The sequence below is a fragment of the Niabella sp. genome (genome assembly GCF_030150205.1).
Classification (GTDB): domain Bacteria; phylum Bacteroidota; class Bacteroidia; order Chitinophagales; family Chitinophagaceae; genus Niabella.
In genome coordinates, this window is sequence record NZ_JASLGT010000009.1 from 410,275 (window position 1) to 428,981 (window position 18,707).

General features: G+C 47.7%; 17 protein-coding genes. 7 read left to right on the forward strand and 10 right to left on the reverse strand.

Going from position 1 to position 18,707, the window contains the following annotated elements:
- Positions 1-9: 9 nt before the first annotated feature.
- Positions 10-1,680, forward strand: coding sequence for a glutamine--tRNA ligase/YqeY domain fusion protein (locus Q1V85_RS09655; protein ID WP_300599314.1), 1,671 nt, complete (start codon positions 10-12; stop codon positions 1,678-1,680).
- 149 nt (positions 1,681-1,829) lie between these two features.
- On the opposite strand, the gene Q1V85_RS09660 is transcribed toward Q1V85_RS09655, so the two are convergent.
- Positions 1,830-2,135, reverse strand: coding sequence for a hypothetical protein (locus Q1V85_RS09660; protein WP_300599316.1), 306 nt, complete (start codon positions 2,133-2,135; stop codon positions 1,830-1,832).
- A gap of 239 nt (positions 2,136-2,374) precedes the next feature.
- Here Q1V85_RS09660 and Q1V85_RS09665 point away from each other — a divergent pair, with 239 nt between their 5' ends.
- The 3 genes from Q1V85_RS09665 to Q1V85_RS09675 all read left to right on the forward strand — a co-directional run bounded on the left by Q1V85_RS09665 (position 2,375) and on the right by Q1V85_RS09675 (position 4,772).
- On the forward strand, positions 2,375-2,584 hold the full coding sequence (locus Q1V85_RS09665; protein ID WP_300599317.1) for a hypothetical protein: 210 nt from the start codon (positions 2,375-2,377) through the stop codon (positions 2,582-2,584).
- A gap of 84 nt (positions 2,585-2,668) precedes the next feature.
- Entirely contained in the window at positions 2,669-3,856 is a 1,188-nt protein-coding gene (locus tag Q1V85_RS09670) for a cupin domain-containing protein (RefSeq protein ID WP_300599319.1), read from the forward strand.
- A 19-nt stretch (positions 3,857-3,875) separates the two neighbouring features.
- The gene (locus Q1V85_RS09675; protein ID WP_300599321.1) at positions 3,876-4,772 is read left to right on the forward strand and encodes a sucrase ferredoxin; all 897 of its coding nucleotides are present in this window, start codon (positions 3,876-3,878) and stop codon (positions 4,770-4,772) included.
- A 170-nt stretch (positions 4,773-4,942) separates the two neighbouring features.
- On the opposite strand, the gene Q1V85_RS09680 is transcribed toward Q1V85_RS09675, so the two are convergent.
- The 5 genes from Q1V85_RS09680 to Q1V85_RS09700 form a co-directional block, all read right to left on the reverse strand.
- A complete protein-coding gene (locus Q1V85_RS09680; protein WP_300599322.1) occupies positions 4,943-5,908 on the reverse strand; it encodes a bifunctional helix-turn-helix transcriptional regulator/GNAT family N-acetyltransferase in 966 nt (321 codons plus the stop codon).
- A 146-nt stretch (positions 5,909-6,054) separates the two neighbouring features.
- A complete protein-coding gene (locus tag Q1V85_RS09685; RefSeq protein WP_300599323.1) occupies positions 6,055-6,447 on the reverse strand; it encodes a hypothetical protein in 393 nt (130 codons plus the stop codon).
- Positions 6,448-6,537: 90 nt separating this feature from the next.
- Entirely contained in the window at positions 6,538-7,788 is a 1,251-nt protein-coding gene (locus tag Q1V85_RS09690; RefSeq protein ID WP_300599326.1) for a serine hydrolase, read from the reverse strand.
- Positions 7,760-8,077: a serine hydrolase domain-containing protein gene (locus tag Q1V85_RS09695; protein ID WP_300599328.1), complete on the reverse strand. Its 318-nt coding sequence runs from the start codon at positions 8,075-8,077 to the stop codon at positions 7,760-7,762. Before Q1V85_RS09695 ends, Q1V85_RS09690 begins: the two co-directional genes overlap by 29 nt.
- A 188-nt stretch (positions 8,078-8,265) precedes the next feature.
- Positions 8,266-8,397, reverse strand: coding sequence for a hypothetical protein (locus Q1V85_RS09700; RefSeq protein ID WP_300599329.1), 132 nt, complete (start codon positions 8,395-8,397; stop codon positions 8,266-8,268).
- A 39-nt stretch (positions 8,398-8,436) separates the two neighbouring features.
- Between Q1V85_RS09700 and Q1V85_RS09705 the strand changes: the two genes are divergently transcribed.
- Positions 8,437-8,877 (forward strand): hypothetical protein, encoded by a 441-nt coding sequence (locus Q1V85_RS09705; protein ID WP_300599331.1) that lies wholly within the window; start codon positions 8,437-8,439, stop codon positions 8,875-8,877.
- Between the two features lie 203 nt (positions 8,878-9,080).
- Positions 9,081-10,124 carry an iron-sulfur cluster-binding domain-containing protein gene (locus tag Q1V85_RS09710; protein ID WP_300599333.1) on the forward strand — a complete coding sequence of 348 codons (1,044 nt, stop codon included), beginning with the start codon at positions 9,081-9,083 and terminating at the stop codon, positions 10,122-10,124.
- Positions 10,125-10,351: 227 nt separating this feature from the next.
- On the opposite strand, the gene Q1V85_RS09715 is transcribed toward Q1V85_RS09710, so the two are convergent.
- Entirely contained in the window at positions 10,352-11,251 is a 900-nt protein-coding gene (locus Q1V85_RS09715; protein WP_300599335.1) for a L,D-transpeptidase, read from the reverse strand.
- A gap of 211 nt (positions 11,252-11,462) precedes the next feature.
- Between Q1V85_RS09715 and Q1V85_RS09720 the strand changes: the two genes are divergently transcribed.
- Complete coding sequence (locus tag Q1V85_RS09720; RefSeq protein ID WP_300599336.1) at positions 11,463-12,623, forward strand: Gfo/Idh/MocA family oxidoreductase; 1,161 nt, start codon at positions 11,463-11,465, stop codon at positions 12,621-12,623.
- Between the two features lie 526 nt (positions 12,624-13,149).
- Here Q1V85_RS09720 and Q1V85_RS09725 read toward each other — a convergent pair.
- The 3 genes from Q1V85_RS09725 to Q1V85_RS09735 are packed head-to-tail and all read right to left on the reverse strand — an operon-like array spanning position 13,150 to position 18,667.
- Positions 13,150-14,487 carry a TolC family protein gene (locus Q1V85_RS09725; protein WP_300599338.1) on the reverse strand — a complete coding sequence of 446 codons (1,338 nt, stop codon included), beginning with the start codon at positions 14,485-14,487 and terminating at the stop codon, positions 13,150-13,152.
- Positions 14,488-14,490: 3 nt separating this feature from the next.
- A complete protein-coding gene (locus Q1V85_RS09730) occupies positions 14,491-17,589 on the reverse strand; it encodes an efflux RND transporter permease subunit (protein WP_300599339.1) in 3,099 nt (1,032 codons plus the stop codon).
- A gap of 34 nt (positions 17,590-17,623) precedes the next feature.
- On the reverse strand, positions 17,624-18,667 hold the full coding sequence (locus Q1V85_RS09735; RefSeq protein ID WP_300599341.1) for an efflux RND transporter periplasmic adaptor subunit: 1,044 nt from the start codon (positions 18,665-18,667) through the stop codon (positions 17,624-17,626).
- Between the last annotated feature and the right edge of the window lie 40 nt (positions 18,668-18,707).

Below are 18,707 nucleotides of genomic sequence, written 5' to 3' on the forward strand. Positions count from 1 at the left end.
ATTATTTTTATGACAGAAGATTATAAAGCGGAAGAAAAAAAGAGCCTGAATTTCCTGGAAGAGATCGTGGAAGCGGATCTGACAGCCGGAAAATATAAATCGATCATGACCCGGTTCCCCCCGGAGCCCAACGGATACCTGCATATCGGACATGCCAGCAGTATTTGCCTGAACTTTGGACTAAGCCTGAAATACGGGGGCGGAACCAATCTCCGGTTTGATGATACCAACCCGGTAACGGAAGATACAGAGTATGTGGATGGTATAAAAAAAGACATCCAGTGGCTGGGATTTGAGTGGGCCAATGAACACTATGCATCTGATTATTTTGAGCAATTGTACACCTACGCGGTAACGCTGATAAAAAAAGGACTGGCCTATATAGATGATAGTACCAGTGAGGAAATAGCTGAACAAAAAGGAACGCCTACACAGCCGGGCCGGCGAAACGTTTATGCAGACCGAACGGTGGAGGAGAACCTGCAGCTATTTGAAGAAATGCGCAAGGGTCAATATAAGGATGGAGAAAAAGTATTACGGGCAAAGATTGATATGAGTTCGCCCAATATGATCATGCGCGATCCCATTTTATACCGGATCAAACATGCGCATCACCACCGTACCGGCGATCAGTGGGCCATTTACCCGATGTATGATTTTGCGCACGGGCAAAGTGATTCGATCGAGCATATTACCCATTCAATTTGTACGATGGAGTTTGTACCACATCGCGAGGTATACAACTGGCTTATTGAAAAGCTGGAAATTTATCCTTCTCATCAGTACGAATTTGCGCGCCGGAACCTGAGTCATACGCTTACCAGCAAACGGAAGCTGCTGCAGCTGGTAACGGAGAAATATGTTTCGGGCTGGGATGATCCCCGTATGCCTACCATTGCCGGTTTGCGGCGGCGAGGGTACACGCCCGAAAGTATCCGCGATTATTGTGAGCGCATCGGGGTGGGAAAAAGAGATAACCTGGTGGATGCCGGCGTACTTGAATTTTGTGCGCGGGAACACCTTAATAAAATTGCCTTACGCCGGATGGTGGTATTTGATCCGCTGAAAGTGGTAATCACCAACTATGAAGGAGCGGGGGAATGGCTGCATTCTGAAAATAATCCCGAAGATCCGAACGGAGGCACCCGCGCCATTTCCTTTAGCCGGGAATTATTCATCGAGCGCGACGACTTTATGGAAGATGCGCCCAGGAAATACTTCCGCCTGGCTCCGGGTAAGCAGGTGCGGCTTAAAAGTGCCTATATCATCCAGTGTGATGAAGTAATAAAAGATGCGGAGGGGCATATTACCCAGCTGAATTGTTCCTATTTCGCCAACAGTAAAAGTGGGGAAGATACTTCCGGTATTCATGTAAAAGGAACACTTCATTGGGTAAATGCCCTGGATTGTTTCCCCATACAGGTACGTGAATACGACCGGTTGTTTACGGTAGAAGATCCCGGAAATGCCGAGGGCAATTTTACTGATTATATCAATAATCAATCGTTGCAGATCGTAGAAAAAGCATTGGCCGAAGCTGCATTGAAAGAGGCTACTGTAGACGAGCGATTCCAGTTTTTAAGAAAGGGATACTTTACCCTGGATCCGGATAGTACGCCGGAGCAGCTGATCTTCAACCGCACGGTTACATTAAAAGATAGTTGGGCCAAGGCGAAGTAGCGGAGGGACAGTTTTTAGTTATCAGTGTTCAGTTATCAGTCTTCAGTTATCAGTCTTCAGTTATCAGCAATCAGTTATCAGCAATCAGTTATCAGCAATCAGTTATCAGGACAGGATCATCTGAAAGCTAAATGCTGACCGCTGAAAGCTTAATGAATCACGTTGAACACAAACAAAATGGTGGTGACGAACAACAGTCCCAGTCCTGCCAGGAACGCATAATCAGCATAGGTTTCCAGCCGGATACTTTTGATGCCGGATGATCGCATGGAAAGAAAGGATAGAATACAGCTGGTCATAAAGAACAGGATGGCAACGGCGGCGGCTTCATCGATTACAGTACGTTCGCCCCTGTTGCTAAAGATCCGCAAGGAAGTGATCAGGATAAAACATATACCGGTAAGGTTAGAAGCGGCGTTAAGGATATGTGGCGATTTTTGTTGATCCTGCTTCATTTCGTTTAATAATAAGGAACCGTTAAGATAGTTAAAAAACAAAGCCGGCGTACCGCGGGCAGTTTATTGCGGCTTGTTTTATCAAAAAATTAAGCACTCTCCATTATATTAACAGTCTTTTGCGCGTAGCCTTTAACTGGTATTAATGAACTATTAAATTTACCGGCAAAACGGGCGGTTTAAGAAAAATTGCCTAACTTACTTTAGTAAACGATTTCTAAACTTCTTAAACTTTAATTATGGAACTGAACGAATTTTTGTTAAATGAAGAGGAGTTGCATGTAACACGTGCGGCTGAGCAGGAATATTCGGAAATGGACGGTGACGGTGCAGATGGAGATGGCAGCGATGGAGATGGCTCAGATGCTTCGGATGGAGACGGCGGAGCAGACGGTGATGGTGGTGAGGATGGCGATGGCAGTGATGCAGACGGAACCGATAACGCCTGATAAAAAGGAATGTATTGAAAAGCTGCGGTATCTGAGATGCTGCGGCTTTTTTTATTATCTTGTATTATAAAACCTTATCCATATATGGCTGAATTTTTTGATAAGATTATCGCTCCCTGCTCCATTGAAGCGTTCTTTAACACCTATCACGAAAAAAAGATCCTGTATATACCCCGGAATGATGCCACCTATTATGAACCGGTGCTCACCAGCCGGGAACTGTCGGCTTTTTTAGACCGGCAGGACATTTTTTATCCCTCGCTGCGGATGGTAAAGAACGGGAAGGAACTTCCTTCGGGTGAGTATACACTAAAAGCTGTTCCCATCGGGCACCATAAGAAGGATGGGATCATTCATACGGAAAAAGCGTTTGCTTTATTTAATGAGGGTGCTACCATGGTGGTGCAGGCGGGGCAGCGGTATTTTAACCATTTATCGGCTTGTTGCATGGAACTGTCCCGGAAGTTTAATGCGCCGGTGCAGGCCAACCTGTACATCACTCCAAACCGTTCGCAGGGCTTTAATCCCCATTGGGATACGCATGACGTATTTGTACTGCAGATTGCCGGCACCAAAACCTGGAACCTCTATGGTTTTGAAAAAGAGTTGCCCACAAAGAACCAGGGTTTTGTGAGCAAGGGATATAGCAAGGAGCCGGAACAAACCCTGCAGTTAAGTCCGGGCGATTTCTTATACGTGCCCAGGGGCTATGTACATGATGCCGTGGCTGATGATGGCATCTCTGCACATATCACCGTTGGGATCCTTTCCTTTACCTGGATCCGGTATTTTTCAGAGTTGCTCACACAACTCGAAAATGAAAAAGCATTCCGCGAGGCCATTCCTTTCTGGCGTAACGACCTGGAAACCGTTATCGGGGAAAAAACCGGTCTTTTAAAAGAACTGCTGAGCCGCTTATCGGGTGACAATGCATTGGAGAAGCTGAATAACCAGTACCAGAAGATGCAGCCCCAGCAGGCGCATGGATATTTTGACGGGCTGCTGCACCTGGATCAATTGCAGCCGGATACAGTACTGACGGTGAACCGTAATGTGTTTTATGAACGGGGGAATGCAGCCGGGCAGTGCTTTGTAAAGTGCTTTGGTAAAACCATTTCATTTTCCGATGCGTTAAAGCCGGTAATTGATCATATATTTGATACCGACAAATTTACGGTGGCCGGTTTGCCCGGAGATCAGTCGGAGGATACAAAGATGGCTGCGGTTGCCCGGTTGATAAAGGAGGGCGTGATCTACCGGGATATTTTGTAAACACTATTAAACGCAAGCATTGAATAAGACAGGTACCGGGCAGGTTTTTTTTTGCAGCGCGGCATCGCGGTATTTCAGGGAAGATATTCATGGATCGGCTGCTAACTATAATGGGTTTATCCTGCTGGAGCATAGCGATCCGTTTCCTGAAAAACTAAGTCAGGCACATTTCGATCCGCATTTTATTGCGGGTCTCCAGGATCTGGCCAAACAAAAAAAGGCTAAATTGTTGCTGATCCGCAACCGGCACACAGGCTTTAAAACCTGCCGGCTGATTTATGTGGACTGTATTCAAAACCGGTACCTAACCCTGCATTCAACGCCTGCCGATGTGGCCGCCATCCGGCTGGAATATTACATCAATAATCCCCATACCATCTGGGAAACAGCGCCGTTTTATGTGGTGTGCACCAATGGTAAAAAAGACAAGTGTTGTGCTAAATTTGGTTTTCCTGTATTTAAATTTATCGAAAATCACGATAAGAAAGTCCCGGTTTTTGAATGCACGCATGTAGGGGGTGATCGCTTTGCCGCCAATGCCGTTTGCCTGCCAGGAGGTATTTATTACGGACGGGTAATGGTTGAAGATGTGGATGCGATCCTGGAAGCAACGGAGCAGGACCGCATTCACTATCCCAATTACCGCGGGCTTTCTACACGGTCATTTCTTTACCAGTCGATCGAATGCTACCTGCGCGAACAGTTGAGTGATTTATCGATGCATTTTGATTTTACGGTGGATGCGCAGGAGGAAGAAGATCTTCATATTCATGTGGAAGTAACGGTGCAGGAAGGGCAGCGATACCGGTTGTCTCTTTTAAAGAAAACGATTCCCTATCCGTATTATCTTACCTGCAAATCTTCGAAACCCGGTTCCATTACCAAGTACCTGCTGGAAGCGTTTCATGCGGTTTAAAGTTTAACGCAAAGCGCGCAAAGCTTCCGCAACGATCGCAGGGAGGACTGCTATAAGTAAAAACTTCGCGAACCTTGCGTGATCCTTGCGTCCGTTGCGGTTTGAAATCTAACCGCGAAGTGCAAAGCAGTTTTGTTACACTTTAGAACCGGCTCCTGGTCGCACCTGGCTTAGTTTTTTTTCAGGTCCAGCGCCATTTGAATGTTTACCCGTTTATAGGGGCTGGGACGGTTATTGATTTTTTTAAATCCCAGTTTATAATAAAGATTGATGGCGGGCTTTAAGCGGGTATTGCTTTCGAGGTATAGCCGGGATGCACCCAACTCTTTTGCCTTTTGAATGATGGCATCTGCCAGCAGCTTCCCGATATTTTTTCCCTGTGCTTCCGGTGCAACAGCCATTTTGGCCATCTCATAGTCATAATCGGGGTCATCCATTTTTATAAGTGCGCATACCCCAACCGGCTGTTTTTCGTACAGGGCAACCAGTATAACGCCGCCCTTATTAAGGATGTATTTGTCGGGTTGACTTAATGCACGGGTATCTGTTTCTTCTATTTCAAAATACCGGGAGATCCAGGCTTCGTTTAATGCGCGGAATACCGTTTTGTATTTCGGTTCATAATGTACGATGCGCACCTGGCTGCTTTCGCGGATTTTTTTCTGTTCCAGTACGCGGCGCGAAAGCGGCTGCTGTTCCAGCAGGAATTCCCATTCCCCGATAGCCTCCCAAAGATCATGCGTAGCCTCCTGCATTAACTGTTCCACTGCTTTGTTTACATCGGTACATTGTTCCAGTATCGCCGGTACCAGCGCCTTTCCCTTTGCGGATAATGCCACAAGGTTTTGGCGCTTGTCGCCCGATTTTTTATTTTCTTTAACCAGGCCTTTCGCCGTCATTTCGCGGATGATCCGGCTTACGGAGGGTTGCGAGTGCCCAATTTCCAGGGCGATCTCCGTAATTGTTTTCTCTTCGTTCTGCGAAAGCATATAGAAGACCGGGAACCATTTTGCCTTGAGCGGGATCCGGTTCTGTTCATAGATTTTTTCCGCTTCTTCTGTGAAAAGCGCGGACAACATCCGGAGCCGGCTGCCAAGTGCCATTTTACCGGTTCGGGTATAAAATAATTTTTCCATACTTAATTACATAACTGGTTATGCAAATATAGGGGGAATTCAGAAATGTACCGGTTTGTGCCGGGGCGTAAGACAGGCATAGGGTCAGCTGCCGGTGGTAATTTGTTACAGCCAGTAGAGTCTTATCCCGAAGTGTTTGAACGATATTACCCGGTTGTTTTTATAAGAATAATGGCCAGTATGTAAAATCCGATCCCATAAAATGTCCAGCGGGTTAATTCACCCGCTTTGCGATGGTAGCCATCTGCTTTAAACACCCCTGCGAAAAGAAGCGGAATGATACCCGGAAAAATGAATGCCAGAAATTTCCATCCAAAGTTTAAAGGAATCGCTGCCCGGACCTGGGCTGCTTGCTGATCAGCATCATTGGCTTCTTTTAATGCCATGTATGCGCTTTCGGAAAGATTCCGGTTGCTGAATTCGGCCCTGGCGGCTGCTAAAGCCTCCGGTTGATAATTGTCTTCCGGTGCAGCAAGGATGCGTAGGAGCTCTGCATCGGTTTGTTCTGCCATTATTGCCTTAAAATCTTCTTTTTTCATAATCGTTGTTTTCGTGTTTAAGGGGTGCTGAGTAAAAATATTTATAGCGCATTCTGATAAAGAAAGAAGCTCGTTAGTACTGTGCTTAGATCACCTGACCCTCAGGCCCTGTGGGTCCCGGGCAAACAGGTATGCATCGTATTCAATAAAGTCTGTAGCCTTAATCTGTACCGTTTCTGCCTTGCCATCTTTTACGGTAAAAGTAGCAGGAAAGATACCAAAACCGATATTGGAATAGGTGAGCCGGAATGTATGATTGTCCATATACTCCAGCGTAGCCGTAAGATCGGGATGGTGCTGGAAAGAGCAATGAAGCTGGTTGTTGCCTGCTTTTGTAATATGAATGGCTCCATAAACGGTGTTGTAATAATCACCGGTATAGGCCTCCAGCGGTATGGGGGTATTGGCGTGCGCATCGACCCGTTGCTGCATCTTTTTCAGATCGGTTTCCATCTGCTTGTTGTTTTTGGCAGCAATGCCCTGCAGGAACCGGCTCCGGTCTTTATAGGGCATGCCCAGGTAGGCATCCAGCAGTTGATAACGTAGGGCTTCAAAAAAGCTTTGATTATCGTTATTGGTCAGTATCGTAATACCCAGTTTTTCTTCGGGTACAAAGCAAACATTGGTTACAAAACCAAAAGCGCCTCCGGTATGCCAGTACACCTGCCGGCCATTATAGTCGGCGGAGTAAACGCCCAGTCCGTAGGTTACAAAGTGAATGGGGTAATTATTGTTCTTGCGGTTGTTCACCGTAATGTTCGCGTCCCTGGTTTTTTGCAGTACTTCCCAGGGCAGAATGCGGTTTCCTTCAAAACGGCCGCTGTCCAGCTGCATCCGTAACCAGCGTGTAAGATCCTTTACATTGCTGACCATACTGGCGGCCGGACCCAGATTATCAATCCGGTCAAAAGGCAAAACGGTAAGGGCGCTAAACATATTGCTGTGCGGGGAAGCAACATTCGACCGTTGTGCCATACCGGCGGTATTCATATAGGTATTGCGCATACCCAGGGGGGTAAGTACCTGCTCCTGTACATACTGTTCCCAGGTTTGTCCGGTTACTTTTTGAAGGACCTGGCCGGCTGTTAAAAAGCCCGAGTTGCAGTACCCGTAATCCTGCCGGAACTGGCCGGCAGGTTTCAGATAGCGCAGTTTCCACAAGATGGAATCCTTAGGAAGGCTGGCGTCCCAAAAGGTAAAGTCGCCCTGGAAGGTACGCGTGCCCAGCCGGTGGCACAGCACATCGCGGAGGGTGATCAGTTGGGTAGTGGTGCTATCCCACATACGGAACCAGGGCAGGTACCGGGTGATTTTATCGTTGAGGGAATAGTTTTTTTTCATGATCCAGTTTGGCAATAGCGGTTCCGGTGAATAGTTTGGAATTGGACGCAATCATAAAAAGCGTGTTTTCATCCACCTTGTCCGGTTTATTCACCTGGCGCACGCCATATCCTTTTTGCAGGATCACCTGGCCGTCTTTTACAATGGCGATGGCCAGCCCGGGGATCTGCCATTCTTTCATTCCTCTTTGGATATAGCTATCCAGGCTGTCGGTAATGAATGCCGGAGTTTGGGCCATCGACAGGGCCGCTGCAAAACTACCAGCTGCCAGTAAGATCCATTTTTTCATAATGCTGTTTCATTAAGGATGATGCAATGCGGGGATAAAAATAATAAAAGGGCGGCATAGCACCCATAAAAGGCGGATACAGTCCATCCGAACTATGAACAGGGAGCAGAGTATGGCCGCACTGCACCTGTATGATTGCTTCGATGATCTTCCCGGTATTTCCACAGTAACTGGTATTATCGTTTAATTTAAGGCCAGAAGATGACTGTTGTTGCGGCACTCAGTCTGGAAATGAACCGGTAAATATGCTCATTGACCGATAGCAATTGCCGTTTTGGCCATTGCTGAAAGCGAAGGGCTGCCCGGGAAACTATCTTCATATGGTTATTTTTAATACTTAATTTTTAATCTATACGAAAATGAAACGTCTTTTACTGGCTTTTCTGCTGAGCGGCGGTCTTTATGCAGCTTCATTTGCGCAGGTAACTCCGGCAACACCGGTAGCTGCAAAAGAACATAAAAAATCTACGGGTACTACAAAATCGGGGAAACCGGATATGCGGATAAAAGCAAACAGGGATGCAGCCAAAGCACAGGTACAGCCTGTTGCGCCGGCTCCGGCACCTCAGCCCAAACCCAAACCTGCAGTGGCAAAAGTGAAAGCCACCGTTCCTCCGGTCGTAGCTCCGGCACCAACACCGGCGCCCCGTCCGGCAGTTACTCCAAAAGTTCAGCAAACAGTAGCTTCGGCTGATCCGGTGGTGGGTACCGACGCAAAAGGAAGAACGATCTACAGGGGAAAAAGAGGGGGTACCTACTATATCAATAAAAACGGACATAAAGAATACGTAAAACAATAGGCAAAACTTAGAGGCAAAGACAGGCGTTCCGGTTTATACCGGGGCGCTTTTTTGTTTTCAAAATTCCATCCGGCCGGAGCCGGGAAAAGGCGATGTATAAAACGCCTTCTGTGCCGGAGCCTTCCAACGGAACCTTTATTTTAAAGGAGGGCTTTCTTTAACAGATTATGTTTTTCAATGGGATATTTAGTACATTTATCGGGATGAATGACCCGATTATAAAGTGCCTCAGGATCGCAGCAATTATCGAAGAAACAGCGCATGCAAAAACCTTTATTGTAGAACCGTTGGATGGCTGGCAACCGGTATACCGGCCGGGGCAGTTCCTCACCCTTGTTTTTCAAAATCACCTGGGGGAACAGCGGCGTTCTTTTTCCATTTCTTCCAGCCCGGTTACTGACCGGCGTCTTGCTTTTACGGTAAAAAAGCTGGATAACGGTGAATTCAGCCGGTACCTGATTTATAAAGCAAGAACCGGTGATGTATTGAAAACTTCCGGGATCAGCGGTTTTTTTGTGTTGCCGGAAGTGACCCAAGGTAAGCAATTCTGTTTCCTGGCAGCGGGAAGTGGCATTACTCCTTGTTTTTCGCTGATCAAAACGCTGTTAGCTACCACGGATGCGCAAATCATCCTGTTGTACAGCAACCGTTCAGAAGCCGATACGATTTTTTATGAAGCGCTAAAATTGCTACGGGATGCTTATGCCGGCCGGTTACTGATCCATTTTATGTTCAGCAACCATCCGCAGGTATTACAAAAACGACTCAGCCACTGGGTGCTTACGCACTTGTTAGCGCAACACCTGCCGGTACAGATCCGGAGGAATACGCTGTTTTATATATGTGGGCCCTATGATTATATGCTGATGGCCGAAATTTCGCTGAAAAGCAACGGGGTGAAGGGAAACCAGATCATGAAGGAAGATTTTTATCCGCTACCGCGCCTGGTAAAGCCCAGGCCACCAGACCTGGAAGCGCATAAGGTAACCATATATATAGGGCGGGTAGTACGGGAGCTGGTGGTGCAATACCCCGATGCCATAACCGCGGCAGGTAAACGGACAGGGCTCACATTGCCTTATAGCTGTGAGTCGGGCCAATGTGGCAGCTGCGTGGCTACCTGTACCTCGGGAAAGATCTGGATGGCGTATAATGAAGTGCTAACGGATGAGGAAATTGCCCGGGGACGTGTGCTTACCTGCCAGGGATACCCGATCGAAGGAGATGCTTCTATCGTATTTGAGTAGGAGTGTATTCGTGATCCGGCGAAGAATATCCGGCATTCATGGAATAAATACAGGCGCTCGTCGAATTTTTTCAATTAACATTTTTTTAGCGAATAACTTTATAACAGCTAAAGAGAAACATTGACTATTTCTGAAAATATTACATGCAACCACAGCTAACTGCTTTTGATTCTGAAAAACAATTCTCGTATTTTTTTAGTGGCGTAATTACTTCTTTGAGCAGGGGTTTAACGCGTGGTTATGGAGCCCGCCAGGAGTATTGAATCTCTTCGTTCCTGCTTTTTCATGATTTCCGGAAGCCAGGCGGATAAATGGCTTTTTAAACTGTCGGAAGAAATGCTAAGTGCCGCCGGATCTCCGGTAAGTTTAAACCAGGGACGGGGTTGCCCAAACGGGTATTGTCCAAATACCACAACGGGAGTTCCGTTTGCCACTTCCTGGTTATTCTTTAAGATCCATTGGTCTGCCCAGCTGTAAAGGAACTGCGCATCGCGCTGCTGGAGGCGCATGCAGCTATGGGATGCCGGATAGCCGGGCAGGGCATATTCATGAAATCCGATGCCCCAGGTATTATGTACGTTAAAGTTCCATTTGAGCACCCATTCATCGTTAACGGTACTATTGGTTTTGCGGGCCTTCCAGTTTGTAAAATACAGATGGGCAGGAGTGGGCTTGCTTTTGCGGCCGGTATTGGTTGGCCCTGTGAGCACCAGTTTGCCATTTTCATAAGCCGCAAAGGCCTGAGCCTGGAGCGAGAACACAAGGATCTTATGAATGTCTTTTAAGAACAAGGCCTCTTCAGGAAAGGGCATGTATGCGGTAAGGGGAAGGGAAAAATCGCTGGGTACCAGGATGCTGTCAAGGCTCCGGATATGGTTGGAATCGGTGCGGTTAATGGCTGTTAACAGGTCCAGATGACGGGCGCCATCAAAGCTGTCTTTTAATGCCTGCCATTCTTTCTTTTTTACAAAATGGTAGGTGAGCTGTGGGCGTTCCGGAACCGGTTCCGTTTTTACAACGGAGTCTTTCACCTGCGGCGGGGGGATCGGATTGGCTTTTTTTTCAACCGCTGTGCAGGCGATAAACAGCGTACAAATAACTGCAGCAGTCAGGAAGTTGGCGTTCATGTTATAGTAATTGCAGCGCAATATCGGTAAAAAAAAGCACAGAAGCGTAACGCTTTGTTTAAATCTTCATCACCAATTCCGGCGAGGGATATGCATGGTTTGGGAAGGGCGAAAAAGGGTGGAAGTAACTGCAGAAGCGGGGATACCGGGGCCCTTTTTCAAACAGAAAGATGTATATTCGTAACCATTCACGTTAAATAAAAATTACTATATGAAAAGAGAAAAATTGCGCGTTGGTATGATCGGTGGGGGAAAGGATGCTTTTATCGGAGCAGTGCATCGGCTGGCGTTTAATATGGACGGATTGATTGAGCTGAGCTGCGGAGCGCTTAGTGTGCATCCGGATGTGGCCCGGGAATCTGGTGAATTGCTTTTTCTGCCCGAAGACCGTACCTATCTCAATTATGAAGAAATGATCCGTAAGGAAAGTGAGCTCCCGGAAGATAAACGCATTCATTTTGTATCGATCGTAACCCCCAATTTTGTGCATTTTGCGCCGGCCATGATGGCGCTGGAACATGGGTTTCATGTGGTGATCGAAAAGCCGATGGTATTTAGCCTGGATGAGGCCCGGCAATTGCAGCAGAAGGTAAAGGAAACCGGGCTGATGCTTTGCCTTACACATACCTATACCGGTTACCCGATGGTGAAACAGGCCCGCCAGATGGTGGCGGAAGGGGCATTTGGAAAAATAAGAAAAGTATATGTAGAATATCCGCAGGGCTGGCTGAGCCGTTTGTCTGAGCGCGAAGGAAATGCCCAGGCTGCCTGGCGTACAGACCCGAAAAAGAGCGGTAAAAGTGGTTGTATGGGCGATATCGGTACCCATGCGGCAAACCTTGCGGAATATATTACCGGTCAACAGATCTCTAAACTTTGTGCAGACCTGAATACGATCGTAGAAGGCCGGAACCTGGATGATGATGGTGCGGTATTGCTGAAATTTGACCAGGGCGCATCAGGAGTGCTCATTGCCAGCCAGGTGGCTGCCGGTGAAGAAAATGCGTTAAAGATTAAGGTTTACGGAGAAAAGGGCGGATTGGAATGGCATCAGCAGGAACCAAATACATTGCTGGTGAAATGGCTGGATGCACCCACACAGGTTTATCGCGCGGGCAGTGGCTACCTGGGCGATTATGCAAAACATAACTGCCGTACTCCCGGAGGGCATCCCGAGGGATACCTGGAAGCATTTGCCAACCACTACCGGAACTTTGCTACGGCATTACAGGCAAAAATACACAACGAAACCCCGTCCAAAGAAAGCCTCGACTTCCCCTCTGTAGATGATGGCGTACGGGGCATGGCATTTATCGATAATGTGGTTGCTTCCGCGCAATCGGACCAGAAGTGGTGGGATTTTGCGGTTTAAGTTATTAGCTATCAGCCTTTAGCGGAACGTAGCTGAAGGCTGATTTTTTGTTCCATGTTCCAGGTTTATAAATGAACCGGCATCAAAATTATCTTTATAGGGGGTGTACCTACGGCACACCCAATGATCTTCGGCCGTAACCTGGCTACCAATAGATTGTTTCGATGGAACAAAGCAGGTAAAATGTTTTTGGGCCCGTCACGCTTTGTATTTGAATATTGTTTATGAATGCCATTGCCTCTTTTCAGAACCCTGTATCAGAACAGCTCACCTGTTGCATACCGGTTGCTCAATAAATTGCCATACTGATAATTTTGATCGCGGTTCATTATTAACGTTTCAGGTTGGTTTCGTTTTCGGCCTGGCGTTTTGGCTATTGGATACCGGCTCCATGATCTCCTTAAGATATAGGTATTCCAGATCAGAGCGGATCTAACGTGAAACATTGAACGTTAAACTGTCTCCGGCTACTGAAAACTGATAACTGATAACTGAGGACTGATAGCTGAAAGCTGATGAGCGCCCGCTATTTCAAAATAGCCCCCTTCAGCCGCATCAGCTCTGTTTCGGACAGTTTGGTATTATACCGGGCCTCAATCAGCCGGTCAAAAGCCTGGGCCATGCTCAGCTGCGCTTCACGTAACTGTACCAACGTAGCCATTCCTAATTTGTAGGTCTGAAAAACAATGTCTACATTTTCCTTAGCCAGCTCAATATTCTCCTCTTCCAGTTTCAGTGCGCGTTTTTGCTGGTCATAATTTTTGTAGGAATTGAGCACATTCAGGTTGATCAGGGATCGTTGATTATCGTAATTCAATTCTTCCATTTTTAACCCCCACTGACTTTGCCGGATATCCCGCCTTGCCGATAACTGGTTAAAGATGGGAATTACAGCCGTTAACCCGTAGTTATATCCATGACTTTGATTAAACAGGGTAGAGAAGGGGTTGATGACCTTTTTATTTTCCGTGCGCGTAAAATTGTACATGGAATTAAACGAAAGCGTGGGGTAAAGCCCGGCCTTGCTTTCCTTTAATGCATATTGCGCGATCTGGATCCGGGCCCTTGCCAGTTGCAGTGAGGGGTTGTTCTGTTCAATCCCATCCAGGATGTTGCCAAGGGCCAGGTCGTAATTGAGGGGAATGGTATCCGGAATATCGAAGGCTGCACCACTGATCTGGCTGTTCATCGCCTGGGCCAGTTGTTCTTTCAATTGGGCTACCTGCACTTCCTGTTGCATCCGCAATGATTTCTGACTGTTCAGGTCCACCTTGCTTTGCAGTACATCCGGTTTGGCCCCGGTACCGATATCCAGTTTATTCTGGGCCAGTTTTGCCCGCTCCTCATTCAGCTTTATCTGTACATCGGTGGCTTCAATTTGCTGCTTGCTTCTTGCAATGGCGTAATAATTGGCAATAACCGCGGCAATGGTGTTCACGATCTGCTCTTTGATGGTATAAGATCCGGCTTCCAGCAGGGCCGCTGCTTTGTCGCGGGTGGCAAACATTTTTAAGCCATCAAACAATACCCAGTTCAGTGAAACATTCGCCTGGATGTTATTGCTCCGGAGATTGCTGGACTTCCGCTGCGTACCATCGGCCAGGGTTTGTTTCTGGCTGTTATTGGTATTGGTAAGACCGGCATTGCCGTTTACACTGGGCAGGAATACCATATTGCGGTAGCTGTAATCGATGGACGCAATGGTGGAATCGTTTTTTGATAATTGTATCTGGTAGTTATTAAGCAGGGCGGTTGCGATGGCTTCTTCCAGGGTTAATAGTCGCTGGGCCCGAACCGGTGCGGCGCATACCAGCAGCAGCAGGAAGAGGAACAGATGCTGTATTTTATAAAAACCGTTGTTCATTTATTAATTTTTTTGTGTGCTATTATCTTCCTGCCGGAGCATTTCATCAAATTCTTTATTCTTTTTATTGGAAGAAAGATAACTGTAAATAGCAGGTATCACATACAGGGTAAGCACCAGCGAAAAAATGATACCGCCTACAATTACAATACCCAGCGGAATACGGCTGGTGGCCGCAGCGCCCAGCGACAAGGCAATGGGCAGCGCGCCCAGGGCCATGGTCATACTCGTCATAAGAATGGGGCGCAGCCGCTGGCCTGCGGCAAAAATTACGGCGTCTATTTTGCCCATGTTCTTCTTGCGGCTCTGGTTGGCAAATTCCACGATCAGGATCCCGTTCTTGGTTACCAGCCCAATAAGCATGATCATACCGATCTCTGAAAAAATATTGAGGGTATGCCCGAAGATCCAGAGGGAAAGCAGGGCACCCGCCAGGGCCAGGGGTACCGTAATCATGATGATAAGGGGATCCACAAAACTTTCGAACTGTGCGGCCAGGATCAGGAAGATGAGGCCCAGTGCCAGCAAAAAGGCAAAGCTGGTATTGCTGCTGCTTTCCGCAAAATCACGGGCAGAGCCACTCAGGGAGCTGGTAAAGGATTCGTCCAGTACCTTTTTTGCGATCCGGTTCATTTCTTTTACTCCATCACCCACGGTATGGCCTTCTGTAAGTCCGGCAGATATAGTGGCCGATTTATAACGGTTGAAGTGGTAAATAGTGGGCGGGGTAGTGGATTCTACCGCAGTGGTAATATTATCCAGGCTGATCAGTTGCCCCAGGTTGTTGCGTACAAATATCTTTTTCAGGTCGTTGGGATCGTCACGGTTTATACGGTCTACCTGCGCCATTACCTGGTATTGCTTTCCGCTCCGGGTAAAATAGCCCAGGCGCTGGTTACTATAGGCCGTTTGCAATGCCTGCGACACATCGCTGATGGTAACACCCAACTGTGCCGCTTTTAATCGGTCTACATGTACCCGCAGCTCTGGTTTATTAAACTTAAGATCGGCATCTACCTGCTGCAGGATATCGCTTTTATTACATTCATCCAGGAACCTGGGCAGGATCTCGGAAAGCTTTTCAAAGTCGTTGTTCTGGATCACAAACTGCACATCCTGTCCGCCGCGGCGGTTTACCTGGATGGTTTGATCCTGTATGGCGAAGGCCCGGGCTTCAGTGTATTTAGAAACATGCCGGTTTACATAATCCACGATCTCTTTTTGCGAGCGGCTCCGCTCATTGGGGGGCACCAGTCGTACCCGAACCATTCCGGAGTTGGCGCTTCCGCTCATCCTTGACCCGGTAATGGAAAGCACGATCTCTTTTTCAGGAACAGAATCGATGAGGAACTGCGACACCTTGTTCACATAGTCATCCATGGCATAAAAAGAGGTTCCTTCCGGTGCCGTAAGGTTTAACCGGAACTGGCTTTTGTCTTCCATGGGCGCCAGTTCCGATTGGATATTCCGGCCAATGAACAGAATGATACCAAAACAAGCGACAACGATCAGCCAGGATACCCAGCGTACATTCATAAATGCTTTAAGGGACCGCTCATAATATTGCTCCATCCCCCGGAAAAAGGGTTCCGTTTTATTGTAGAACCAGGAATGCTTATGTACGTTCTTTTTAGCAACAAAAACGTTTAAGACCGGCGTTAGGGTAAGCGATACAAAGGCAGAGATCAATACGGCACCGGCTACCACAATGCCAAATTCGCGGAACAGGCTGCCTACAAATCCCTGCAGGAAGATGATCGGAAGGAAAACGACCGCAAGCGTGATGGAAGTGGCGATCACCGCAAAGTAGATCTCTTTGGAACCTTCCAGGGCGGCTTTCCGCTTACTCATGCCCTGCTCCAGTTTTTTAAAGATATTTTCCGTAACCACAATACCGTCATCCACCACCAGACCCGTTGCCAGTACGATGGCCAGGAGCGACAATACGTTGATGGTATAGCCCATAACATACATGATGAAGAAGGCACCGATCAACGAAACGGGGATGTCGATGAGCGGACGAATGGATAGTACCCAGTCGCGGAAGAAGAGGTAGATGATGATCACCACCAGCCCGATGGCAATAAACAGGGTTTCTTCTACTTCCGTGATCGATTTTTTAATGTACTGGGTCTGATCCAGCGCGATATTTAGTTTGATATCATCCGGTACTTCTTTTTTTATGATTTCGAGCCGCTTGTAAAATTCATTGGAAATAGAAACATAGTTAGCGCCCGGCTGTGGAACAATGGCCAGCGCAATCATGGGAATGGCACTTTCTTTTAATGCAGATTCTTCGTTCTCCGGTCCCAGCACCACATTGGCCACATCTTTCACCCGGATATCGGCACCGCCTACATTTTTAACAATGATGTTTTCGAATTCTTCTTCGGTGTCGAGCCGGCCAAACGTCCGGATGGTGAGCTCCGTATTTTCACCGGTCAGTTTACCGGAGGGCAGCTCAATATTTTGCCGTTGAAGGGCCGATTGGATATCGGCCGCTGTAATGTTGAACGCGGCCATTTTATTGGGATCGAGCCATAGCCGCATGGCAAAGCGCTTTTGACCCCAGGTGTCGATGCTGCTGACACCGGGAATGGTTTGCAGGCGGTCGATCAGGTTATTGGTGGCATATTCTGTTAACTCCAACGGGTTCCGGGTACTGCTTTGCACCGTCATGGATAGAATGGGTTCTGCACTGGCATCGGCCTTGGTTACCGCAGAAGGTTCTTCGAGGTCGGGAGGCAGCTGGCGCTGTGCCGCAGAAACCTTATCCCGTACATCATTGGCCGCGGCTTCCAGGTTGGCGCCTACTTCAAATTCCACATTAATATTGCTGCTGCCGTTACTGCTGCTGGACGTAATATTCCGGATACCGGCGATACCGTTGATGGCATCCTCCAGGGGTTCCGTGATCTGGCTTTCGATGATGTCGGCATTGGCCCCGGGATAGGTGGTACGCACGCTGATATTGGGCGGATCAATAGCCGGGTAGTCCCGCACTCCCAGGAATTTGAAGCCGATGAACCCAAATACGATGATCACCACGTTCATCACAATGGCCAGCACCGGCCTCCTCAAACTTAGCTCAGAAATATTCATCAATAATGTATTGGATGATGTACCATCACCTTGTTCAGTTAACGATTTTATTTATGCTCACTTTTGCATTGGGCTTTGTAGCCATTACCCCGGTTACAAGGATGGTATCCCCCGGTTTAAGTCCTTTGATAATCTCAACCCGTGCAGAATCCCTGCTGCCCGTTTCCACATCTGAAAAGACGGCCTTGCTATTGTTCACCAGGATCACCTGTTTGCCACGCGCCGTAGGAAGAATGGATTGTGTGGGAATAAAAAGCGCGTTGCTTTTGGGCGCAAAGCTGATCTTCACCTTGGCAAAGGCCCCGGGTATCAGGCCCTGTGTGCTGCCCGTTACCGTTCCTCTTACGGTAAGGCTCCGGTTGGCAACCGCTACATTGGATTCTGTGGCCATTACTTTTGCCGCATAATTTGCAGGGCTGCCTTCAACGGTAAAATTAACGATCTGCCCGGGCGCTATTTTAGAGGTATATTTTTCGGGCACCACAAAGTCGATTTTAAGAGTGCTGGTCTGGTTGATGGTGGCAATAACCGTGGCGGGTGTTACATAGGCGCCGATGCTGATGGCCTTTAATCCCATTTTACCGGTAAAGGGTGCCCGTATCACGGTACGGGAAATTTCGGTACGGATCAATGCCATATCTGCCTGAATGTTTTGCATGGTGAGCAGGCTGTTGTCGTAATCCTGTTTGCTGATGCCCTGGATATCGACCAGTTGCCGGGCACGGTCTTCGTTTACTTTGGCAATATTGAGCTGGGCCTCCAGTTTTTTTAACTGCGCCTGCAGGTCGCCGTCATAGATCTTTGCCAGCACGGTGCCCTGCGATACAAACTGGCCTTCACGGATATTGAGCTGGGTGATGCGGCCGGACACCTCGGGATGAATTTCCGTTACTTCATTGGCAACGATCGTGCCCGGGGTTTCGATATTTTCAGCAAAGGCTTCTGTCTTTACAATAAAAGCATCCACCTTGGCAGTACCTTTTTTTTGACCGGCAGGCGCGGCTTTTTTCTTTTCATGACAAGCCTGGGTACCCAATAGCAGTATCAGCAGGAGTAAGGGCGTTGAAATCCGGTTCAAATGAATATTTTTTTAATTGTATGATTAATGATCGGTATAA